Annotated in this window: 16 protein-coding genes; 2 read left to right on the forward strand and 14 right to left on the reverse strand. The window is 59.2% G+C overall.

The genetic code is table 11. The features are described from left to right. Window positions 1-181: 181 nt before the first annotated feature. From yjiA to hpaG, 14 genes are all read right to left on the reverse strand, one after another. Window positions 182-1,135, reverse strand: a complete 954-nt coding sequence (yjiA, locus tag V1603_RS06050) for a GTPase (protein ID WP_395313630.1) — start codon at window positions 1,133-1,135, stop codon at window positions 182-184. 10 nt (window positions 1,136-1,145) lie between these two features. After that, the gene (locus V1603_RS06055; RefSeq protein WP_116342321.1) at window positions 1,146-1,349 is read right to left on the reverse strand and encodes a YbdD/YjiX family protein; all 204 of its coding nucleotides are present in this window, start codon (window positions 1,347-1,349) and stop codon (window positions 1,146-1,148) included. A gap of 51 nt (window positions 1,350-1,400) precedes the next feature. After that, the gene (locus tag V1603_RS06060) at window positions 1,401-3,554 is read right to left on the reverse strand and encodes a carbon starvation CstA family protein (RefSeq protein ID WP_163331018.1); all 2,154 of its coding nucleotides are present in this window, start codon (window positions 3,552-3,554) and stop codon (window positions 1,401-1,403) included. 190 nt (window positions 3,555-3,744) lie between these two features. After that, window positions 3,745-4,662, reverse strand: a complete 918-nt coding sequence (locus V1603_RS06065; protein WP_302219284.1) for a YafY family protein — start codon at window positions 4,660-4,662, stop codon at window positions 3,745-3,747. A 178-nt stretch (window positions 4,663-4,840) separates the two neighbouring features. Further along, entirely contained in the window at window positions 4,841-5,353 is a 513-nt protein-coding gene (locus V1603_RS06070) for a 4-hydroxyphenylacetate 3-monooxygenase reductase subunit (protein ID WP_163331020.1), read from the reverse strand. Between the two features lie 17 nt (window positions 5,354-5,370). After that, window positions 5,371-6,933, reverse strand: a complete 1,563-nt coding sequence (gene hpaB / locus V1603_RS06075; RefSeq protein ID WP_010427196.1) for a 4-hydroxyphenylacetate 3-monooxygenase, oxygenase component — start codon at window positions 6,931-6,933, stop codon at window positions 5,371-5,373. A 177-nt stretch (window positions 6,934-7,110) separates the two neighbouring features. Further along, entirely contained in the window at window positions 7,111-8,043 is a 933-nt protein-coding gene (gene hpaA, locus V1603_RS06080) for a 4-hydroxyphenylacetate catabolism regulatory protein HpaA (RefSeq protein ID WP_116342329.1), read from the reverse strand. Then, a complete protein-coding gene (gene hpaX / locus V1603_RS06085; RefSeq protein WP_116342331.1) occupies window positions 8,015-9,361 on the reverse strand; it encodes a 4-hydroxyphenylacetate permease in 1,347 nt (448 codons plus the stop codon). The genes hpaA and hpaX overlap by 29 nt, the downstream gene beginning before the upstream one ends. A gap of 21 nt (window positions 9,362-9,382) precedes the next feature. Then, window positions 9,383-10,180 carry a 4-hydroxy-2-oxoheptanedioate aldolase gene (gene hpaI, locus V1603_RS06090; protein WP_395313631.1) on the reverse strand — a complete coding sequence of 266 codons (798 nt, stop codon included), beginning with the start codon at window positions 10,178-10,180 and terminating at the stop codon, window positions 9,383-9,385. Between the two features lie 10 nt (window positions 10,181-10,190). Further along, window positions 10,191-10,994 (reverse strand): 2-oxo-hept-4-ene-1,7-dioate hydratase, encoded by an 804-nt coding sequence (gene hpaH, locus V1603_RS06095; RefSeq protein WP_023305397.1) that lies wholly within the window; start codon window positions 10,992-10,994, stop codon window positions 10,191-10,193. Window positions 10,995-11,125: 131 nt separating this feature from the next. Next, the gene (locus tag V1603_RS06100; protein WP_192981915.1) at window positions 11,126-11,506 is read right to left on the reverse strand and encodes a 5-carboxymethyl-2-hydroxymuconate Delta-isomerase; all 381 of its coding nucleotides are present in this window, start codon (window positions 11,504-11,506) and stop codon (window positions 11,126-11,128) included. Window positions 11,507-11,515: 9 nt separating this feature from the next. Beyond that, a complete protein-coding gene (hpaD, locus tag V1603_RS06105) occupies window positions 11,516-12,367 on the reverse strand; it encodes a 3,4-dihydroxyphenylacetate 2,3-dioxygenase (protein WP_116342619.1) in 852 nt (283 codons plus the stop codon). 2 nt (window positions 12,368-12,369) lie between these two features. Next, window positions 12,370-13,836: a 5-carboxymethyl-2-hydroxymuconate semialdehyde dehydrogenase gene (gene hpaE / locus V1603_RS06110; RefSeq protein ID WP_116342337.1), complete on the reverse strand. Its 1,467-nt coding sequence runs from the start codon at window positions 13,834-13,836 to the stop codon at window positions 12,370-12,372. Beyond that, window positions 13,833-15,110, reverse strand: coding sequence for a 4-hydroxyphenylacetate degradation bifunctional isomerase/decarboxylase (hpaG, locus tag V1603_RS06115; RefSeq protein ID WP_116342339.1), 1,278 nt, complete (start codon window positions 15,108-15,110; stop codon window positions 13,833-13,835). Before hpaG ends, hpaE begins: the two co-directional genes overlap by 4 nt. 272 nt (window positions 15,111-15,382) lie before the next feature. On the opposite strand from hpaG, the gene hpaR reads away from it, so the two are divergent. Both hpaR and tsr read left to right on the forward strand, forming a co-directional pair. After that, window positions 15,383-15,823 carry a homoprotocatechuate degradation operon regulator HpaR gene (hpaR, locus tag V1603_RS06120; RefSeq protein ID WP_395313632.1) on the forward strand — a complete coding sequence of 147 codons (441 nt, stop codon included), beginning with the start codon at window positions 15,383-15,385 and terminating at the stop codon, window positions 15,821-15,823. A gap of 83 nt (window positions 15,824-15,906) precedes the next feature. Then, window positions 15,907-17,571, forward strand: a complete 1,665-nt coding sequence (gene tsr, locus V1603_RS06125; RefSeq protein WP_395313633.1) for a methyl-accepting chemotaxis protein — start codon at window positions 15,907-15,909, stop codon at window positions 17,569-17,571. Window positions 17,572-17,626: the final 55 nt, after the last annotated feature.

The raw sequence follows: 17,626 nt of genomic DNA on the forward strand, positions 1-17,626 counted from the left end.
ATGTCTACCAATTCATGAATAGTATAACTCTGCGCAATTATTATTGTCGTAAATATTAATCTAAGCAGGATTTCATTATTGTTAAGGACATTAACAGACAATATTGCAAACAGAAAGAGTGAAGCGCGGAATTTGCTTTAGGGGAATGCGCTCCCTTTCATGATTAAAAGGGAGCGATTGGTTATTTCTTCAGACCCGCAAACGCCGCCCGAATCTCTTCTTCCGGCAACTGTATGCCAATAAACACCATCACGCTGTGCGGTGGTTCATCGCCCCACGGGCGATCCCAGTCGGCGCTGTACAGGCGCTGTACGCCCTGGAACAGCAGACGGTTCGGCTCGCCGTCTATCCACAGCATCCCTTTGTAGCGCAGCAGCTTGTCGGCAAACGACAGCAGCAGGTTTTCCATCACGCGGGAGACCTCGCTGATGTCCACCGGGTAGTCCAGCTCCACCACAATCGACGCCACGTCGTTTTGCTTGTCGGACATAAAGTGGAAGCGCGGTTTCGCGGTGACGTTCTCCTCCAGCATAAAGCCGTTGGTGTTGAACAGCTGAGACAGATCGATGTCTCCATGCGTCACCGTGTAAATCGGCGCGCGGGAATTAATGCGCGTCAGCCGCTCGCGCAGTTTTTCGCTGGGTCCCGCCACGTCGGTTTTGGTCAGCAGGATGCGGTCGGCGTAGCCCACCTGAGACTGGGCGATGGTGAACTGGTTCATCTGATCGTCGGCGTGGACCGCATCGACCAGGGCAATCACGCCGTCCAGCAGGTAGCGCTGGCAAAGAATCTCATGGGAGAAAAAGGTCTGAATGATCGGGCCGGGGTCGGCCATGCCGGTGCACTCGATCACCAGGCGGTCAAAGTCGATGTCGCCGCGATCGCGGCTGTCGAGCAGGTCCAGCAGGGCGTCTTCGAGCTCGTTAGAGCGGGTGCAGCAGATGCAGCCGTTGGTCAGGGTTTTGATCTGGGTGGCGCGATCGCCAATCAGCTGATCGTCTACCGAGACTTCGCCAAATTCATTTTCGATGACGGCGATTCTGAAGCCGTGCTGCTCGTTCAGGATGTGGCGCAGCAGGGTGGTTTTACCGGCGCCGAGGAAACCGGTCAGCAGGGTAACGGCAATCGGGGTCATGGTCTCTCCTTTAGCAGCAGCGGACGCCGCCTTCTCCACTTCCGCCGTAGCGCGCTTCCTGACGCTCGCGGAAGAATTCGGTGTAGGTCATGTACGGCTTGTCCGGATGATTGGTCTTCATATGCTCAACATAGTTGTCATAGTCCGGAATGCCAATCAGCATTTTCGCCGCCTGACCGAGGTATTTTTTCGCTTGTCCTAAGTTACCAAACATCGCAAATCCTGATAAGAATCAAGCCCTGCATTCGCAGGGCTTGATGGCCTATTAATGATGTGAAGAGGTTTTCACGCCGCCTTCCGGTACCGGCACGTACGGGGTTTCTTTATCCGTACGGCCTTCGGTGTTGCGCACTTTCATCCAGGTTTTGATGCCGTAGAAGATAATGCTGTACACCACCACCAGGAACAGAATGCTCAGACCCGCGTTGGTGTAGTTGTTCACCACGATATGGTTCATGTTGGCAATCTGCTGGGCGGTCAGATCCGCGCCGCCTGCGGCAATCTTCTCTTTGTACTGGTTAGCCATGAAGAAGAAGCCTTCCAGCTGTGGGTTGGTGCTGAACAGCTTCAGGCCCAGCGCCCAGGTGGTGCAGAGCAGCAGCCACAGCGCGGGAACGACGGTCACCCAGATGTATTTGGTGCGTTTCATCTTCACGAGGACAACGGTGCCCAGCACCAGGGCTACGGCTGCTAGCATCTGGTTAGAGATACCGAACAGCGGCCACAGGCTCTTCACGCCGCCGAGCGGGTCAACAACGCCCTGATACAGCAGATAACCCCACAGACCTACGCAGCCGGCAGTACCCAAAACACCCGCTACCAGAGAGTCGGTTTTCTTCAGGAACGGCACGAAGTTGCCGAGCAGATCCTGCAGCATGAAGCGGCCCGCACGGGTACCTGCATCCAGCGCGGTGAGGATGAACAGCGCTTCAAACAGAATACCGAAGTGGTACCAGAAGCCCATGTCCGCCCACGGCAGCACTTTGTGGAATACGTGTGCGATACCCACTGCCAGCGTCGGCGCACCGCCTGCGCGGTTCAGCACGGACGGCTCGCCGATGTCTTTCGCGGTCTGCATGATCTGCTCAGGCGAAATCACGAAGCCCCAGGAGCTGACGGTCGCCGCCGCGTGTGCGCTGGCGTCTTTCAGCTGCGCCATGATCAGCGCGGTATTTTCGCCACCCATCTCGTGCAGGTTTGGCATGGTGATGCCCAGACCCGCTGGCGGGGTGTTCATCGCGAAATACAGACCTGGCTCGATGATAGACGCCGCGACCAGCGCCATAATCGCCACGAAGGACTCCATCAGCATTGCGCCGTAACCGATGAAGCGCGCGTCGGTTTCGTTGGCCATCAGCTTCGGCGTGGTGCCGGAGGAGATCAGCGCGTGGAAGCCAGACACGGCACCGCAGGCGATGGTGATAAACAGGAACGGGAACAGGGCGCCTTTCCACAGCGGACCGGTACCGTCAATATACTGCGTCACCGCCGGCATTTTCAGCTCAGGGTTGATGATCACAATCCCGATCGCCAGCCCGACGATCACGCCGATTTTCAGGAAGGTCGCCAGGTAGTCGCGCGGAGCCAGAATCAGCCACACCGGCAGCAGGGCGGAAACGAACGCGTAACCGATCAGCGCGAAGGTGATGGTGGTGTCTTTAAAGGTCAGCGCCGGGCCCCAGTACGGGTCGTGCGCAATCACGCCGCCGAAGTAGATGGAGGCGACCAGCAGCACGATACCGATGACCGACACTTCGCCCACGCGGCCAGGGCGCAGGAAGCGCATGTAGATGCCCATGAACAGCGCAATCGGTACGGTAGAGCAGACGGTGAAGACGCCCCACGGACTTTCGGCCAGTGCTTTCACCACGATCAGCGCCAGCACCGCCAGGATGATGATCATAATCAGGAAGCAGCCGAAGAGAGCGATCGTGCCCGGCACGCGGCCCATCTCTTCTTTGATCATCTCGCCCAGCGACGAGCCGTTACGGCGTGAGGAGATAAACAGCACCATAAAGTCCTGCACCGCCCCCGCCAGCACCACGCCCGCCAGCAGCCAGAGCGTACCCGGCAGGTAGCCCATCTGCGCGGCCAGCACCGGGCCGACCAGCGGGCCCGCGCCTGCAATGGCGGCAAAGTGGTGACCAAACAGCACGTAGCGGTTGGTTGGCACGTAGTTCAGGCCGTCGTTGTTAATGACCGCCGGGGTGGCGCGGGTCGGGTCGAGCTTCATGACCTTCTGCGCGATGTACAAGCTGTAGTAGCGATAAGCCACAAGATAGACGGAGACAGACGCGACCACGATCCACAGGGCGCTTACGTGTTCGCCCCGGCGCAATGCGACAACCGCCAGACAGAAAGCACCGAGGATCCCGAGTAAGGCCCAGGGCACGTGCTTAAGTAGTTTTTTAGTATCCATAGTAAGACCTGGTTTTTTATGTAATGAAAAAAGGGTCAGGGTTCGTTGTGAGGAGGTATTGATAATGCTGGAGCGATCGTGCCAGATCCGCGCGCGCGTAAAGGGCGGTAAATGCGTGAGTGGTTGAAAGTGACGGGTGAGCGGTCAAAGGACGCGGCGAGTGGTTTTGCCTCACCGCGGGTTGGGGAAATTATGTGATTGAGATCACGTGGTTTTCCGGGCTGCGCTCCATCGACAGGTAGTTTTCCAGCGTCTTGATGAGCTTCTCCTTCAGCCAGCTCGGCTCCAGGATCTGAATATTCGGCAGCCAGTAGAACAGCAGCGGCAGGATCTGGTTTTCGTGTGCCGCCTGGCAGCGAAGCGTGACGCCGCCGCGTTGTTGCTCCAGCAGCTCTTGTTCCGGCAGGAGATCGCGGCGCAGGAAGTAATGTGAAATATTATCCTTAATGAATATTTTCACGGTGAAAGTAGTTTCAGAAACCCACGGGTCGAGGCTTTTTTCCAGCAATGCCCGCACATTTTCGTCAGGGGTAAAAACGTTTTTTTGAATATCAAACCAGCTAATCTGGCTTAATGAAAAGGATTTCAACCGGCTATTTTCGGTAGCTTGTAAATACCATATATTTTTTTTGTTAATGAGTTTATAGGGATTAATCAGACGGGTTTTACCCTTATAAACGATCTGACAAACATTATGGTTCTTAATCGATTTCTCGATTTTTGCTAAATGGCGGCGGATATCACGCTGTACCGTGTGCTCTGCGTCATTACCGAGGATGAGAATATGGTTTTCGTCGACGCGCGCCTCCAGTTTTTGCCAGAAGTCCGTATTTCTTTCAGGGAAAAAATTATCGGCATTCAGGAAGTTAGCCAGAGCGTGATGTAATCCCTGCCCGCCGGGAGATTGGGCGGAGTGGATCAGCCGATATAGCCCGTTACCGGTATGTTCAACAATGGGCGAGAGCGCATTTAAATCCCGGTAGACGGTACGCTCGGTAATTTTAAATTTCTCCATTAGCGCACTGCGGTTTACCACGCCATGTAAATGTAGCTCAAGGAGAATATCGACCAGACGTTCAGCCGAGCGGCTCCGCGTCGTTTTAGCCATAAGGTCTTCCTGTATATTGGGTATGCGCTGAACAATGCAAAAAGCACTGACCGGAGATGTCAGTATTCAGGCACAGAAAATTTCTCTTATGGATATATAACGGCGTGATTTAGCGGAAACCTTAGGAATTTTTGTAGAAAGCGGCGCTGGCCCGAAAAAAGGCCAGCGCGAGGGGGGATCACACGGCGGCTTCCGCCTCCATCATGACCGGATGGAAACGACGCCTGAAGTAGATCAGGCCGTGTCCCGCGTCACTCAGGATAATGTTTTTCACTTCGACAAGATAAACCAGATGCGTGCCGATGGTTTGCACCTGAATAATCTCGCCTTCGAGGCTGGCCAGCGCGCCTTTCAGCACCGGCTGCGCCAGCGGGCCTTTCTGCCAGCAGGAGAGGGCGAAGCGCTCCTCCATTGTCATGGCGGTCATTCCGGCGAAGTGGCGGGCCATGATCTCCTGCTCGTGGTTCAGCACGTTAACGCACAGCCTGCCGTTGCCCTGAAAGACCGGGTTCATGGCGCTGTTGGCGTTGATGCACACCATCACCGACGGCGGGGTATCCGTCACCGAGCAGACGGCGGTGGCGGTGATGCCGCAGCGGCCCGCCTCGCCCTCGGTGGTGACCACATTGACCGCCGCCGACAGGCTGCTCATTGCGTCGCGAAAACGCAGGCGTTGTTCATCTAAATGCATTGCAACCTCCCGCTGCGCTATTTCAGCAGCTTGTCGAGCATGTTGATATCGGTGTTGTTGTGCAGGTGCGGTACGGTCCAGCCGTGCTGGTCGTACTCGGACATGCAGCGGTCGACCATCGCCATCATCTTGTCCATGTTGCCGGAGCTCTGCGCCTGGCGCAGACACTGCAGGCGGATCTCATCCTGGCTCCCGGAGTAGTTGATTTCGTACAGCTCGTGGCGTCCGCCAAACTCGCTGCCGATGGCGTCCCACATTAGCTTCAAAATCTTGATGCGTTCGACGTGATCCATACCGTTGGAGCCGCGCACGTATTTCGCCAGATACTGGTCGATCTGCGGGTTGTTCAGATCCCGGGCGCTGGACGGCAGGTAGATCAGCCCGGACGTCACGTTACGCTCGATGATGTTCTTGATCTTCGCGTAGGCCATCGGGGCCATGACGCGGTAGGTTTGCAGCGCGGCGTGATCCGGCAGATACGCGCCGTTTACCCACGGGGTGGCTTCGGAACACATGGAGTCGCTCAGCGCCCAGAACATATTGCGCCAGGCCACCACTTCGCCGAGATCCGCCTGTACGCCGCGGAACTCCAGGGTACCGGTGCACTCCAGGGATTTCTTCAGCAGGGCAGTGATGAAGTCGAGCTTCACCGCCAGGCGCACGCAGGCCTGCAGCGGGTACATGCGTGCAAAGCCGCCCTCCATCGTCCAGCGACGGCAGCGGTCGAAATCGCGGTAGATCAGCACATTTTCCCACGGGATCAGCACGTGATCCATCACCAGAATCGCGTCGTTCTCATCGAAGCGGCTGGAGAGCGGGTAGTCGTACGGGGAGCCGGTAGCGCCTGCCACCATCTCGTAAGAGGCGCGGGAGATCAGCTTCACGCCTTCGGCATCCATCGGCGCGACGAACATCAGCGCGAAGTCCGGGTTTTCACCCATCACCTGCGCGGAGCCGAAGCCGATCATGTTGTAGTGGGTCAGCGCCGAGTTGGTTGCCACCACTTTCGCACCGCTGACGATAATCCCGGCGTCGGTCTCTTTCTCCAGCTTGATGTAGACGTCTTTCACCTCGTCCGCAGGCTTGTGGCGGTCGATCGGCGGGTTAACGATGGCGTGGTTGAAGTACAGGCCGGTTTCCTGAATGCGGGTGTACCAGTTGCGGGCGTTCTGCTCGAACTGGCCGTAGAAGGCCGGGTTGGCGCCGAGCGCGCAGCCGAACGCGGCCTTGTAGTCCGGCGTACGTCCCATCCAGCCGTAGCTCAGGCGTGACCACTCTGCGATAGCGTCGCGCTGCTGGCGCAGGTCGTCGGCGCTTTTCGCCACGCGGAAGAACTTATGGGTATAGCCGCCGCTGCCGGTGTCGGTGCCCCAGCAGAGGGTATCCTGCATGTCCGGCTTGTGCAGCGCGTCGTACATCTGCGCGATGGAGGCCGCCGCGTTGCGAAACGCCGGATGGGTGGTGACGTCTTTGACGCGCTCGCCGTAGATATAAATCTCACGACCGTCCTGCAGGCTTTTTAAATACTCTTCGCCGGTTAACGGACGTTTGGCGTCTGCGCGAAAATCTTCAGGCTTCATAGGGACCTCGTATCGGAATTGGGTTGTTAAATTTATGTTTTGTTTTTGTTGTTTAATTGAAGCCTGAGAGGGGCGAGACGTGAAGGGACGATTGGGACAACGGCGGGTACTTTTCGCGAGAGATCGCAGAGTGTGATTTCCCTCACCCTAACCCTCTCCCAAAGGGAGAGGGGACGGTTACTCCCTCTCCCTTTGGGAGAGGGCAGGGGTGAGGGGAACAGGCGACACCGGTACTTTCTGCGCCCGATACGCGCTCGGCGAGCACCCCACTAATCGGTTAAAAAACCGGGCAAAATAGGCCGGATCCTTAAACCCCAGCTGCCAGGCAATCTCGCTCACCGCGCTGTCGGAGAAGAGTAGCAGCCGCCTGGCTTCGCGCAGCTGGCGGTCGAAGATCAGTCGCTTCGGCGGGCGGTTGGCAAAGCGGCGGCAGATATCGGTCAGGCGGGATTCGGTGAGGTGCAGCTCGCCAGCGTATTCCGGCACCGTCCAGTGCTGGTGGTAGTGCGCATCAATCAGCTGGGTAAAGCGCTGGAACAGCTTCAGCTCGCCGCGCATACCGCCCGAAGCGTGGTCGTCGAGCTTTGCGTTGCGCAGCAGCAGGGTAAAGACCGCCTGCGCCAGCAGGACCAGCGTGTGCTCGCGCCCCGGCAGCTGTTCCGTGGATTCCCGGGCAATCAGCTGCCAGTAATGCTTCAGCGCCGCCAGCTCGTCCGGCCTGTCGGCCAGCGAGAGGCAGATCCCCGGCAGGCCGAAGGCTTCCCGGGTGCCGGGGTAGAGCACCTCCAGCAGCGGCCAGATCAGATCTTCGCGTACCGTCAGCACGTGGCCGTCGCTGTCGGATTCGGTGATAAACGCGTGCGGCACCGACGGCGGCGTGAGGACAAACAGCGGGGCCTGCACCGAGTAGCGGTGATCGTCGAGCTGGAGCTCAATTTGCCCGGTATCGAGAAAGTGCATCTGAAAATACTGATCATGACGATGCGCCTGCATGTCGCGGCCAAAAAAGGCCGCCATGCGGGCGAACGACTGGTAGTGCACATCGTCGGTGCCCAGACTTTCGTCGTACTCCTTGCTGATATCAATGTTGGCGATAGGGCTCTGGCACATGCTCGTTCCTCTGTTGATCCCGCTGCGTCATCGGAATGCGCGTCAGCACCAGCGCGCCGACCACCAGCAGCCCGGCCACAAACCACAGCCCGGAGCTGAAGCTGCCGGTCGCGTCGCGCAGGATCCCAATCAGCAATGGGCTGACGGCGGATCCGACGTTGCCGATGGCGTTGATCACCGCCAGCGCCACCGCGCGGGACTGCAGGCTAATAACCTGGTCCGGCGTGGTCCAGAATATCGCCATGGCGGTAAACGATCCGGTTGAGGCCATAATGATGCCAAGCAGCTGGATCAGGCTGTGATCGGTGGCTGAGGCCAGCATCCATCCCGCCGCGGCGAACAGGTACGGCAGGATGGTGTGCTTTTTTCGCTCTTTCAGCCTGTCGGAGCGGCGGCTCCACCAGATCATCCCGAGGATGGTGCAAAACTGCGGGATCGCCGCCAGCAGGCCGATGACGATGTTGCTGCTGCCCGTGTTGAAGCTTTGCAGGATCTGTGGCGTCCAGATGTTAATGGCGCTCAGGGTGTTGGTCAGGCAGAAGTAGGCCAGCGTGTAGAGCAGCACCGCAGGCGTCAGCACCTCGCGCAGCGTCGATCGCGGCGTGACGGATTGGGCAATGGCGACCTCCTGCTCGCGGGCGATCATCGCTTTCAGCGCCCGCTTTTCGTCATCGTCCAGCCAGGTGGCCTGATCCGGCGTGTCGTTGAGGTAAAACCAGGTCACCACGCCGAGCACCACCGACGGCAGCCCCTCCAGCAGGAACAGCCACTGCCAGCCCTTCAGGTTCCATAGCCCGTCCATCGCCAGAATGTAGCCGGAGAGGATCGAGCCGAGCATCATGGTCACTGGCATGGCGATCATAAACAGCGCGTTGGCGCGGGCGCGGTGATAGGCCGGGAACCACCAGGTGAGATAGACCAGGATCCCCGGCAGGAAGCCAGCTTCGGCGATGCCCACCAGCATGCGCAGGACGTAGAGCGTTTCGGGGCTGGTGGCGAACATGGTGCAGGTGGAGGCGATGCCCCACACCACCATGATCCCGGCGATCCAGCGGCGCGCGCCGATTTTCGCCAGCATGATGTTGCTCGGGATCCCGCACAGCACGTAGGTGACGTAAAACAGCGTCGCGGCCAGACCAAACATGGTCGACGTAAGGCCCAGATCTTTACCCATCGTCAGCCCGGCAAAGCCGATGTTGATGCGGTCAAGGAACGAAAAGACAAACAGGATAAAGAGAAACACGATCAAACGACGGAACAGCTTGTTGATCGCGCGATGTTCTATAGCTTTCATATCTTGCAGGGTAGAGGTCGTCATGCTGCGCTCCAGATCTTACGTTTAGTAGACGGATTTATTGCTATTCACTGACGTAACCGGTTGTTCGATAAAGCGCGCCGCCAGCGCTTCGGCGCCGCGGGCGAGCAGGGTGGTGTCGACGCCGACGGCGACAAACAGCGCGCCGAGTTCAAGGTAGCGTTTCGCCAGCTGCTCGTTCGCCATCAGAATGCCGGGGGCTTTACCCGCCGCACGGATCTGCGCGATTGCCTGCTCGATGGCGGCCTGCACCTCCGGGTGCTGCGGGTTGCCGGCAAAGCCCATGTCGGCGCTCAGATCCGCCGGGCCGATAAACACGCCGTCGACCCCTTCCACGTCCAGGATCTGCGGCAGGTTTTTCAGCGCCTCGCGGGTTTCAACCTGCACCAGCACGCACATGGCGTCGTTGGCCTGCTGCAGGTAGTCCGGGATGCGGTTCCAGCGCGAGGCGCGCGCCAGGGCGCTGCCGACGCCGCGAATGCCCGCGGGCGGGTAGCGGGTGGCACGTACCGCCAGCAGCGCCTCGTCGGCGTTTTGCACCATCGGCACCAGCAGGGTTTGCGCCCCCACGTCCAGCAGCTGTTTGATCTGCACCGGATCGTTCCACGACGGGCGCACCACCGGCTGGCTGGGATAGGGGGCAATAGCCTGTAATTGAGTTAACACGGTTTGCACGCTGTTCGGCGCGTGCTCGCCGTCGATCAGCAGCCAGTCGAAGCCTGCCCCCGCCAGCAGCTCGGCGCTGTAGCTGCTGGTCAGCCCCAGCCATAAACCGATTTGCGGACGGCCCGCCTGCAGCGCCGCTTTGAATACGTTTTGCATGTTTGTCTCCTTACACAAAGCGGCAGCTGATGGAGCCCATATTGCCGTAGTCGACGTGGAAGGTGTCGCCTCTGCTGGCGGGTACCGGGCGGGTAAACGAGCCGCCGAGGATTATTTGTCCCGGCTCAAGCTGCACGTCGTACGGCGCAAGCTTGTTCGCCAGCCACGCCACGCCGTTCGCCGGGTGGTTAAGCACGCCTGCGGCAACGCCGGTCTCTTCGATCACGCCGTTGCGGTAGAGCAGGGCGGAGATCCAGCGCAGATCCAGCTCGTCGGGCTTAATCGGGCGGCCGCCGAGGATCACCCCCGCGTTGGCGGCGTTATCGGAGATAGTGTCGAACACCTTGCGCGGGCGCTGGGTTTCCGGGTCGACGTTGTGGCAGCGGGCGTCGATCAGCTCCAGCGCGGGGATGACGTAGTCCGTGGCGTTGTAGACGTCGAAGATCGTGCAGTTCGGGCCGCGCAGCGGTTTTGCCAGTACGAAGGCCAGCTCCACTTCGATGCGCGGGACGATGAAGCGATCGACGGGGATGTCGCTGCCGTCGTGGAAGAACATGTCGTCCAGCAGCGCGCCGTAATCAGGCTCGCTGATCTGCGAGCTGGCCTGCATCGCTTTGGAGGTGAGGCCGATCTTGTGGCCTTTCAGCACGCGGCCTTCGGCGATTTTCAGGCTCACCCATTCGCGCTGGACGGCGTAGGCGTCTTCAATGGTGATCTCCGGGTACTCCAGCGAGATCGCGCGGATCTGCTCCCGGGACTGCTCCGCCTGATGCAGGCGATGGGCGATCAGGGTATGGGTATGTTTGTCGAGCATGGCGATATCCTGTTATACGTTTGTTTTCTCCCTCTCCCCGTGGGAGAGGGACGGGGTGAGGGCATCAGGCCGCAGAGATTTGCCCTCACCCTAACCCTCTCCCAAAGGGAGAGGGGACAGTCCGTGCGGTATTACTTAAACAACGCGTGCACGTTGTTCTGCTTAAAATTCAGCGTCGGGTGTAGCTCGTCGAGCTCGAACGACAGCGCCAGATAGCGGCTCGCCATCAGATCTGCAAAATGCGTTTTGATCAGTGCAAACAGCATCTCCCCCACGGCTTCCCGGCTCTCCAGACTGCGCCCGGCGCCGATTTTCAGCGTCATATGCACAAAGGCGTAATCGTGCTTGCCGTCGGCCATCTGCCAGGTATCCAGCCAGTGGGCGCGACTGCGGATACCGCCGATGGGGAAGATGCCCGTGGCGGCGAGTGCCTCGTTCACTTTGGCGAACAGCCCCGGCAGGTCGGCCTGCTCGCGGATGTTGTCGGTACATTCGGCAATAAAGTGCGGCATGGTGGCTCCTTACGCGGGCAGCGGGAAAACGGCGTTAACCTGGCCGGTGCCGGAGCTGGCGAACAGCTCGGTGAGGAACTCCACCCTGCCGTCGTATTTGTCCCAGCCGAGCATCCCCAGCAGCATCACCGTGTCGTGCATGTTGCCCTCGCCGTAGCAGTAGTCGGCGTACTCCGGCAGCATGCTGCAAAACTCTTTGAACTGGCCTTCGCGCCACAGCTTCACCACGCGCTCGTCCATCTGGCGGTCGAACTCGCGGGTGTAGCTGTTCATTCCCTCTTCCGCGCGCTGGTCGTCGATAAAGCGGTGTGACAGCGAGCCGCTGGCGAGCACCGCCACGGTGCCGTCGTATTTCTCGATGGCGCTGACGATGGCCTCGCCCAGCCGGCGGCTGTCGGCGAAGTCGTGAACCGTGCAGAACGCCGAGATGGAGACCACTTTGAAGTGCTTATCCGCGTTCATGTAGCGCATCGGCACCAGCGTGCCGTACTCCAGCTTGAGGCTCGGGATGTTGTGCGCTTTGGCGCGCACGCCCAGCTTCACCGCCTCGTCGGCAATCAGCTGGCCGAGCGCCGGATTGCCGTCGTAGTCGTAGGTCATGTCGCGGATAAAGTGCGGCAGCTCGTTGCTGGTGTAGACGCCCGAGAAATGGTCCGCACAGTTAATGTGGTACGCGCTGTTCACCAGCCAGTGGGTGTCGAACACGATGATGGTGTCCACGCCCAGCTCGCGGCAGCGCTTGCTGATTTCTTTATGTCCGTCGATGGCCGACTGTCGGCAGCCGTGGTTTTTGCCCGGCAGCTCGGAGAGGTACATCGACGGCACGTGGGTGATTTTTGCCGCTAACGCCAGTTTACCCATGATCAGATCCCCCATTTTGGAATCGGGTGGTCGCCCATCGAGATGCAGACGTTCTTCATCTCGGCGAACACTTCGAAGCTGTACTCGCCGCCCTCGCGGCCGGTGCCGGATGCCTTCACGCCGCCAAACGGCTGGCGCAGGTCGCGCACGTTTTGGGTGTTGACGAAAACCATCCCCGCTTCGATGCTGCGCGCCAGGCGCAGCACTTTGCTGACGTCCTGGGTCCAGATGTATGACGCCAGGCCGTACTCCACGTCGTTCGCCAGGCGCAGGCCCTCCGCTTCGTCCTTAAACGGCAGCAGGCAGGCCACCGGCCCGAAGATTTCCTCCTGCGCCACGCGCATGCGGTTGTCGACGTCCGCCAGCACCGTCGGGCGCAGGAAGTTGCCGCCTTTCAGGTGCGCGGGCAGATCGGTCGGTTTGTCCGGGCCGCCCGCCAGCAGGGTTGCACCCTCTTCAATGCCGAGGCGGATGTAGCCGGAGACTTTCTCCCAGTGCTGCTGGCTGATGAGCGCGCCAATCTGGGTATTCGGATCGTTTGGATCCCCAACGCGCAGGCGGTTGGCGCGCTCGGCAAAGCGCTTGACGAACTCCGGGTAGATGCTCTGCTGAATGAAGATGCGCGAGCCCGCGGTGCAGCGCTCGCCGTTGATCGAGAAGATGGTGAACAGGGCGGCGTCCAGCGCGCGCTCGATGTCGGCATCTTCAAAAATCAGCACCGGGGATTTGCCGCCCAGCTCCATGGAGTATTTCTTCAGCCCGGCGTTTTTCATGATGTTGCGCCCGGTGGCGGTGCCGCCGGTGAAGGAGACGGCGCGCACGTCGTGGTGGCGCACCAGCGCGTCGCCTGCCGTTGCGCCGTAGCCCTGCACCACGTTCAGCACGCCCGCCGGAATGCCCGCCTCCAGCGCCAGCTCGCCCAGACGGTCGGCGGTTAGCGGGGAGAGTTCAGACATCTTCAGCACCGCGGTGTTTCCGAGTGCCAGGCACGGCGCGACCTTCCAGGTGGCGGTCATAAACGGCACGTTCCACGGCGACACCAGCGCGCAGACGCCCACCGGCTGCACCAGGGTGTAGTTGAGCATCTTGTCGTCGACCGGGTAGGTTTTGCCGTTCATCTGCTGGCACACCTCGGCGAAGAACTCGAAGTTGTGCGAGGCGCGCGGAATGAGTACGTTTTTGGTCTGGTGGATCGGCAGGCCGGTGTCGGCGGTTTCCATCGCGGCGATCTCAGGCACGTTCTGGTCGATCAGCTCCCCCAGGCGACGCATCAGGCGCGCGCGCTCCTTCATCGGCAGGTTAGCCCACTTCGGGAATGCCTCTTTGGCGGCGGCGACGGCCTGGTGAATTTCAGCTTCTCCGCCGGAGGCGACTTCTGCTAATACCTCGCCGGAGGCCGGGTTGGTGGTGTGGAAGTACTCGCTTCCGGCGACGTTTTTACCGTTGATCCAGTGGTTAATCTTTTTCATTTTGCAGTCTCCTCGCTGACAATCCGGTTTACCAGGCGGCCTACGCCTTCCACTTCCACCACCACTTCATCCCCCGGCACCACGTCTGACAGCCCTTTTGGCGTGCCGGTGGCAATCATGTCGCCCGGCTGCAGGGTCATAAAATCGCTCAGGTACGCGATCAGGAACGGGATGCTGAAAATGAGATCGGCGGTGGTCCCTTCCTGACGCAGCTCGCCGTTGACGAAGGTGCGAAGACGAAGGTTGTGCGGGTCGGGGATGGCCGCTTTCGGCATGATGTTCGGGCTAATGGGCGTAAGCCCGTCGCGGCTTTTGACCCGCAAGTTCGGGCGGTAGTAGTTTTCCAGGTAGTCGCGGATGGCGTAGTCGTTGCAGACCGTATAGCCCGCAACATACTCCATCGCCTCGGCTTCGCTGACCTTACGCGCGGTTTTACCGATGACCACCACCAGCTCCGCTTCGTAATGCATGTATTCGATATTGTTCGGGCGCACCGAGGTCTGGCCGTCGCCATTAAAGGTGTTTGGCGCTTTGATAAACACCAGCGGCTCGGTGGGGGGCTTGAAGTCCAGCTCGCTGGCGTGGTCGGCATAGTTCAGGCCGAGGGCAAACAGCGTGGCCTGCGGCGGCGTGCTGTGAGCAATAGCGACGCTACGCTCATCCACCACCGGGTTTTCCAGCGGCGGAAACCCTTCCGCCAGAATACGCACGCAATCCCCCGGGCGGATCTCAACGCGGCTTTGCGGGGTGCCGAGCAATATTGCATCGCCGGGGTTAAGGGTAGCGAACTCGCTCAGGGCACTCAGCAGTTCGGCGGCGTTGCGCTGAAGATCGGCCGTGTTCCAGTGGTCCGCTTCGCGGCCGTTGATCTCGGTGATTATGGTCAGGTTGTCTACGTTATCAACGGCGACAGGTTCGCCGAGCGGGCAAAATCCGTCCCGGCATTTGGCCTTGATGGCCGGGCGGTAGAAGCTCTCCTCCGGCAGGCTCACCTCGTTAGCCAGCGCATACCCCGCGATGTATTCCGCGGCCTCCTCCACGCGCACCCTGCTGGCGGTTTTACCCACCACCAGCGCCACCGTCGCGCCGCTCAGCACCGTTTCCCCCTGTGGGAAGGGGATCGGTTCGCCCGCGCGAATCACGGTGTTATGCGGTTTGATAAACCACACCGGCGTTTTCGGCGGCGTGTTGTAGGGGGCTTTTTCAAATGCCTCACGCCAGGCTTCACGCTGGCTGTAATGGTTCAGCGCGACGGCAAAAACGGTACCTTTCATTCACATACTCCTTACCCCGACGGCCCGGGTTATGATATTCATTAATATGTTAATGATCTGGTTTTATGCTTTTGCTGTTTATTTCGCAATCAGAAGTGAAGAATTTGTGATATGAATAACAATAAATTTACATATTGATTTTTATGTCTATTTAAATCATATAGTTAAATAAATTGACTGGTTTCTGTTAGACTTTTTGACGGAAAACGTGTTGTTTATAAAAAGATCTTTTATGAATTGTTTACTTGTTAATGATGTGAAGGGGAGAGGCTATGCATGATTCATTAACCATCGCGCTATTGCAGGCGCGGGAAGCGGCGATGTCCTACTTCCGACCGATTGTGAGGCGCCATAACCTCACCGAGCAGCAGTGGCGCATCGTGCGCGTGCTGGCTGAGCATCCGTCGATGGATTTTCACGACCTGGCGTTTCGCACCTGCATTTTGCGCCCGAGCCTGACCGGCATTCTGACGCGCATGGAGCGCGACGGCCTGGTGCTGCGCTTAAAGCCGGTGAACGACCAGCGCAAGCTGTACGTGTCGCTGACCAAAGAGGGTAATGCGCTGTACGAGCACGCCCAGGCGCAGGTGGAAGAGGCGTATCAGCAGATTGAGGCGGAATACACGCCGGAGAAGATGAAGCAGCTGACGGCGCTGCTGGAAGAGTTTATTGAACTCGGAAACCGCCATAACGCAGCGCGGGAAGAAGAGTAAAAACCACAAATTCCAGGATGATTTTCGTAAAGTTTTCCCTTTCCAGGCCGAAAATTCTGTATCTGTCTGAGGAAAGAGAAAACATGTTAAACCGTATCAAGATTGTCACCAGCTTAATGCTGGTTTTAGCTATATTTGGCCTGTTACAACTCACATCCGGTGGTCTTTTCTTTAATGCTCTGAAGAATGACAAAGAGAATTTCACCGTCCTGCAAACCATTCGTCAGCAACAATCCACCCTGAACGGGAGTTGGGTTGCGCTGCTGCAAACCCGTAATACCCTTAACCGCGCGGGCATCCGCTACATGATGGATCAGAGCAATATCGGCAGCGGCGCGACCGTTAACGATCTGATGCAAATTGCGTCTGCCTCGCTGAAACAGGCGGAAAAAAACTGGGCTGACTATGAAGCCCTGCCGCGCGACCCGCGTCAGAGCGACGCCGCTGCGCTGGAGATTAAGCGTAACTACGATATCTACCACGGTGCGCTGGCAGAGCTGATTCAGCTGCTGGGGGCAGGTAAAATCAACGCCTTCTTCGACCAGCCGACCCAGAGCTACCAGGATGGTTTTGAGAAGCAGTACGTGAGCTACCTGCAGCAGAACGACAAGCTGTACCAGATGGCGGTTGAAGACAGCAACAGCTCCTTCAGCCAGGCGATCTGGGTGTTGATAAGCGTGCTGGTTGCCGTGCTGGTGGTGATCGTGGCTGTCTGGCTGGGTATCAAGCAGGCGCTGATCTCTCCGCTGACGCGTCTGATCGACAATATTCGCCATATCGCCAGCGGCGACCTGGTGAAGCGCATTGACGTGGAAGGGTCCAACGAGATGGGTGAACTGGCTGACTCGCTGCGTCATATGCAGAGTGAGTTGGTGCGTACCGTGGGCGACGTGCGTAACGGCGCGAATGCGATCTACAGCGGCGCGAGCGAAATCGCGATGGGCAATAACGATCTCTCTTCCCGTACTGAACAGCAGGCCGCTTCCCTGGAAGAGACCGCTGCCAGCATGGAGCAGCTGACGGCGACCGTTAAGCAGAACGCCGAGAACGCCCGTCAGGCGAGCCATCTGGCGCTGAGCGCGTCTGAAACCGCGCAGAAAGGCGGTAAAGTGGTGGACAACGTGGTGCAAACCATGCGAGACATTGCCGGTAGTTCACAGAAGATTGCCGACATTATCAGCGTGATCGACGGCATTGCCTTCCAGACCAACATCCTGGCACTGAACGCGGCGGTAGAAGCGGCGCGTGCGGGCGAGCAGGGCCGTGGTTTTGCGGTGGTGGCAGGGGAAGTGCGTAACCTGGCCCAGCGCAGCGCCCAGGCAGCTCGTGAAATTAAGAGCCTGATTGAAGACTCTGTGGGCCGCGTGGAAGTAGGCTCAACGCTGGTAGAAAGCGCCGGTGAAACCATGGGTGAGATCGTGAACGCGGTGACCCGCGTGACCGACATCATGGGCGAGATTGCGTCTGCCTCTGACGAGCAGAGCCGCGGTATCGACCAGGTGGGTCTGGCGGTATCAGAGATGGACCGCGTGACCCAGCAGAACGCCTCGCTGGTGGAAGAGTCTGCCGCAGCAGCGGCGGCTCTGGAAGAGCAGGCGAGCCGCCTGACGCAGGCCGTGGCGGTGTTCCGCATTCAGCAGGAGCAGATGAAGGCGCGCGAGTTTGCTGCCGCGAAAAGCGTTGCCGCGCCGGTGATATCGCGTAAGGCCGCGACGGCGGACGCGGGCGATAACTGGGAAACGTTCTAATCCTGCGCGTTGTGCCGGGTGGCGGCTGCGCCCTGCCCGGCCTACGGAAAGGTGT

This window comes from Enterobacter sp. ECC-219, assembly GCF_043966805.1.
In the GTDB taxonomy this organism is placed as follows: Bacteria; Pseudomonadota; Gammaproteobacteria; order Enterobacterales; family Enterobacteriaceae; genus Enterobacter; species Enterobacter cloacae_N.

What these genes read in the sequence shown, in the direction of transcription:
- tsr (WP_395313633.1), top strand. Translation starts at nt 15,907, where the DNA reads ATGTTAAACCGTATCAAGATTGTCACCAGCTTAATGCTGGTTTTAGCT.
- hpaH (WP_023305397.1), bottom strand. Translation starts at nt 10,994, where the DNA reads ATGCTCGACAAACATACCCATACCCTGATCGCCCATCGCCTGCATCAG.
- V1603_RS06070 (WP_163331020.1), bottom strand. Translation starts at nt 5,353, where the DNA reads ATGCATTTAGATGAACAACGCCTGCGTTTTCGCGACGCAATGAGCAGC.
- hpaX (WP_116342331.1), bottom strand. Translation starts at nt 9,361, where the DNA reads ATGACGACCTCTACCCTGCAAGATATGAAAGCTATAGAACATCGCGCG.
- hpaI (WP_395313631.1), bottom strand. Translation starts at nt 10,180, where the DNA reads ATGCAAAACGTATTCAAAGCGGCGCTGCAGGCGGGCCGTCCGCAAATC.
- hpaR (WP_395313632.1), top strand. Translation starts at nt 15,383, where the DNA reads ATGCATGATTCATTAACCATCGCGCTATTGCAGGCGCGGGAAGCGGCG.
- hpaE (WP_116342337.1), bottom strand. Translation starts at nt 13,836, where the DNA reads ATGAAAAAGATTAACCACTGGATCAACGGTAAAAACGTCGCCGGAAGC.
- V1603_RS06055 (WP_116342321.1), bottom strand. Translation starts at nt 1,349, where the DNA reads ATGTTTGGTAACTTAGGACAAGCGAAAAAATACCTCGGTCAGGCGGCG.
- V1603_RS06065 (WP_302219284.1), bottom strand. Translation starts at nt 4,662, where the DNA reads ATGGCTAAAACGACGCGGAGCCGCTCGGCTGAACGTCTGGTCGATATT.
- hpaA (WP_116342329.1), bottom strand. Translation starts at nt 8,043, where the DNA reads ATGTGCCAGAGCCCTATCGCCAACATTGATATCAGCAAGGAGTACGAC.
- yjiA (WP_395313630.1), bottom strand. Translation starts at nt 1,135, where the DNA reads ATGACCCCGATTGCCGTTACCCTGCTGACCGGTTTCCTCGGCGCCGGT.
- hpaD (WP_116342619.1), bottom strand. Translation starts at nt 12,367, where the DNA reads ATGGGTAAACTGGCGTTAGCGGCAAAAATCACCCACGTGCCGTCGATG.
- V1603_RS06100 (WP_192981915.1), bottom strand. Translation starts at nt 11,506, where the DNA reads ATGCCGCACTTTATTGCCGAATGTACCGACAACATCCGCGAGCAGGCC.
- hpaB (WP_010427196.1), bottom strand. Translation starts at nt 6,933, where the DNA reads ATGAAGCCTGAAGATTTTCGCGCAGACGCCAAACGTCCGTTAACCGGC.
- hpaG (WP_116342339.1), bottom strand. Translation starts at nt 15,110, where the DNA reads ATGAAAGGTACCGTTTTTGCCGTCGCGCTGAACCATTACAGCCAGCGT.
- V1603_RS06060 (WP_163331018.1), bottom strand. Translation starts at nt 3,554, where the DNA reads ATGGATACTAAAAAACTACTTAAGCACGTGCCCTGGGCCTTACTCGGG.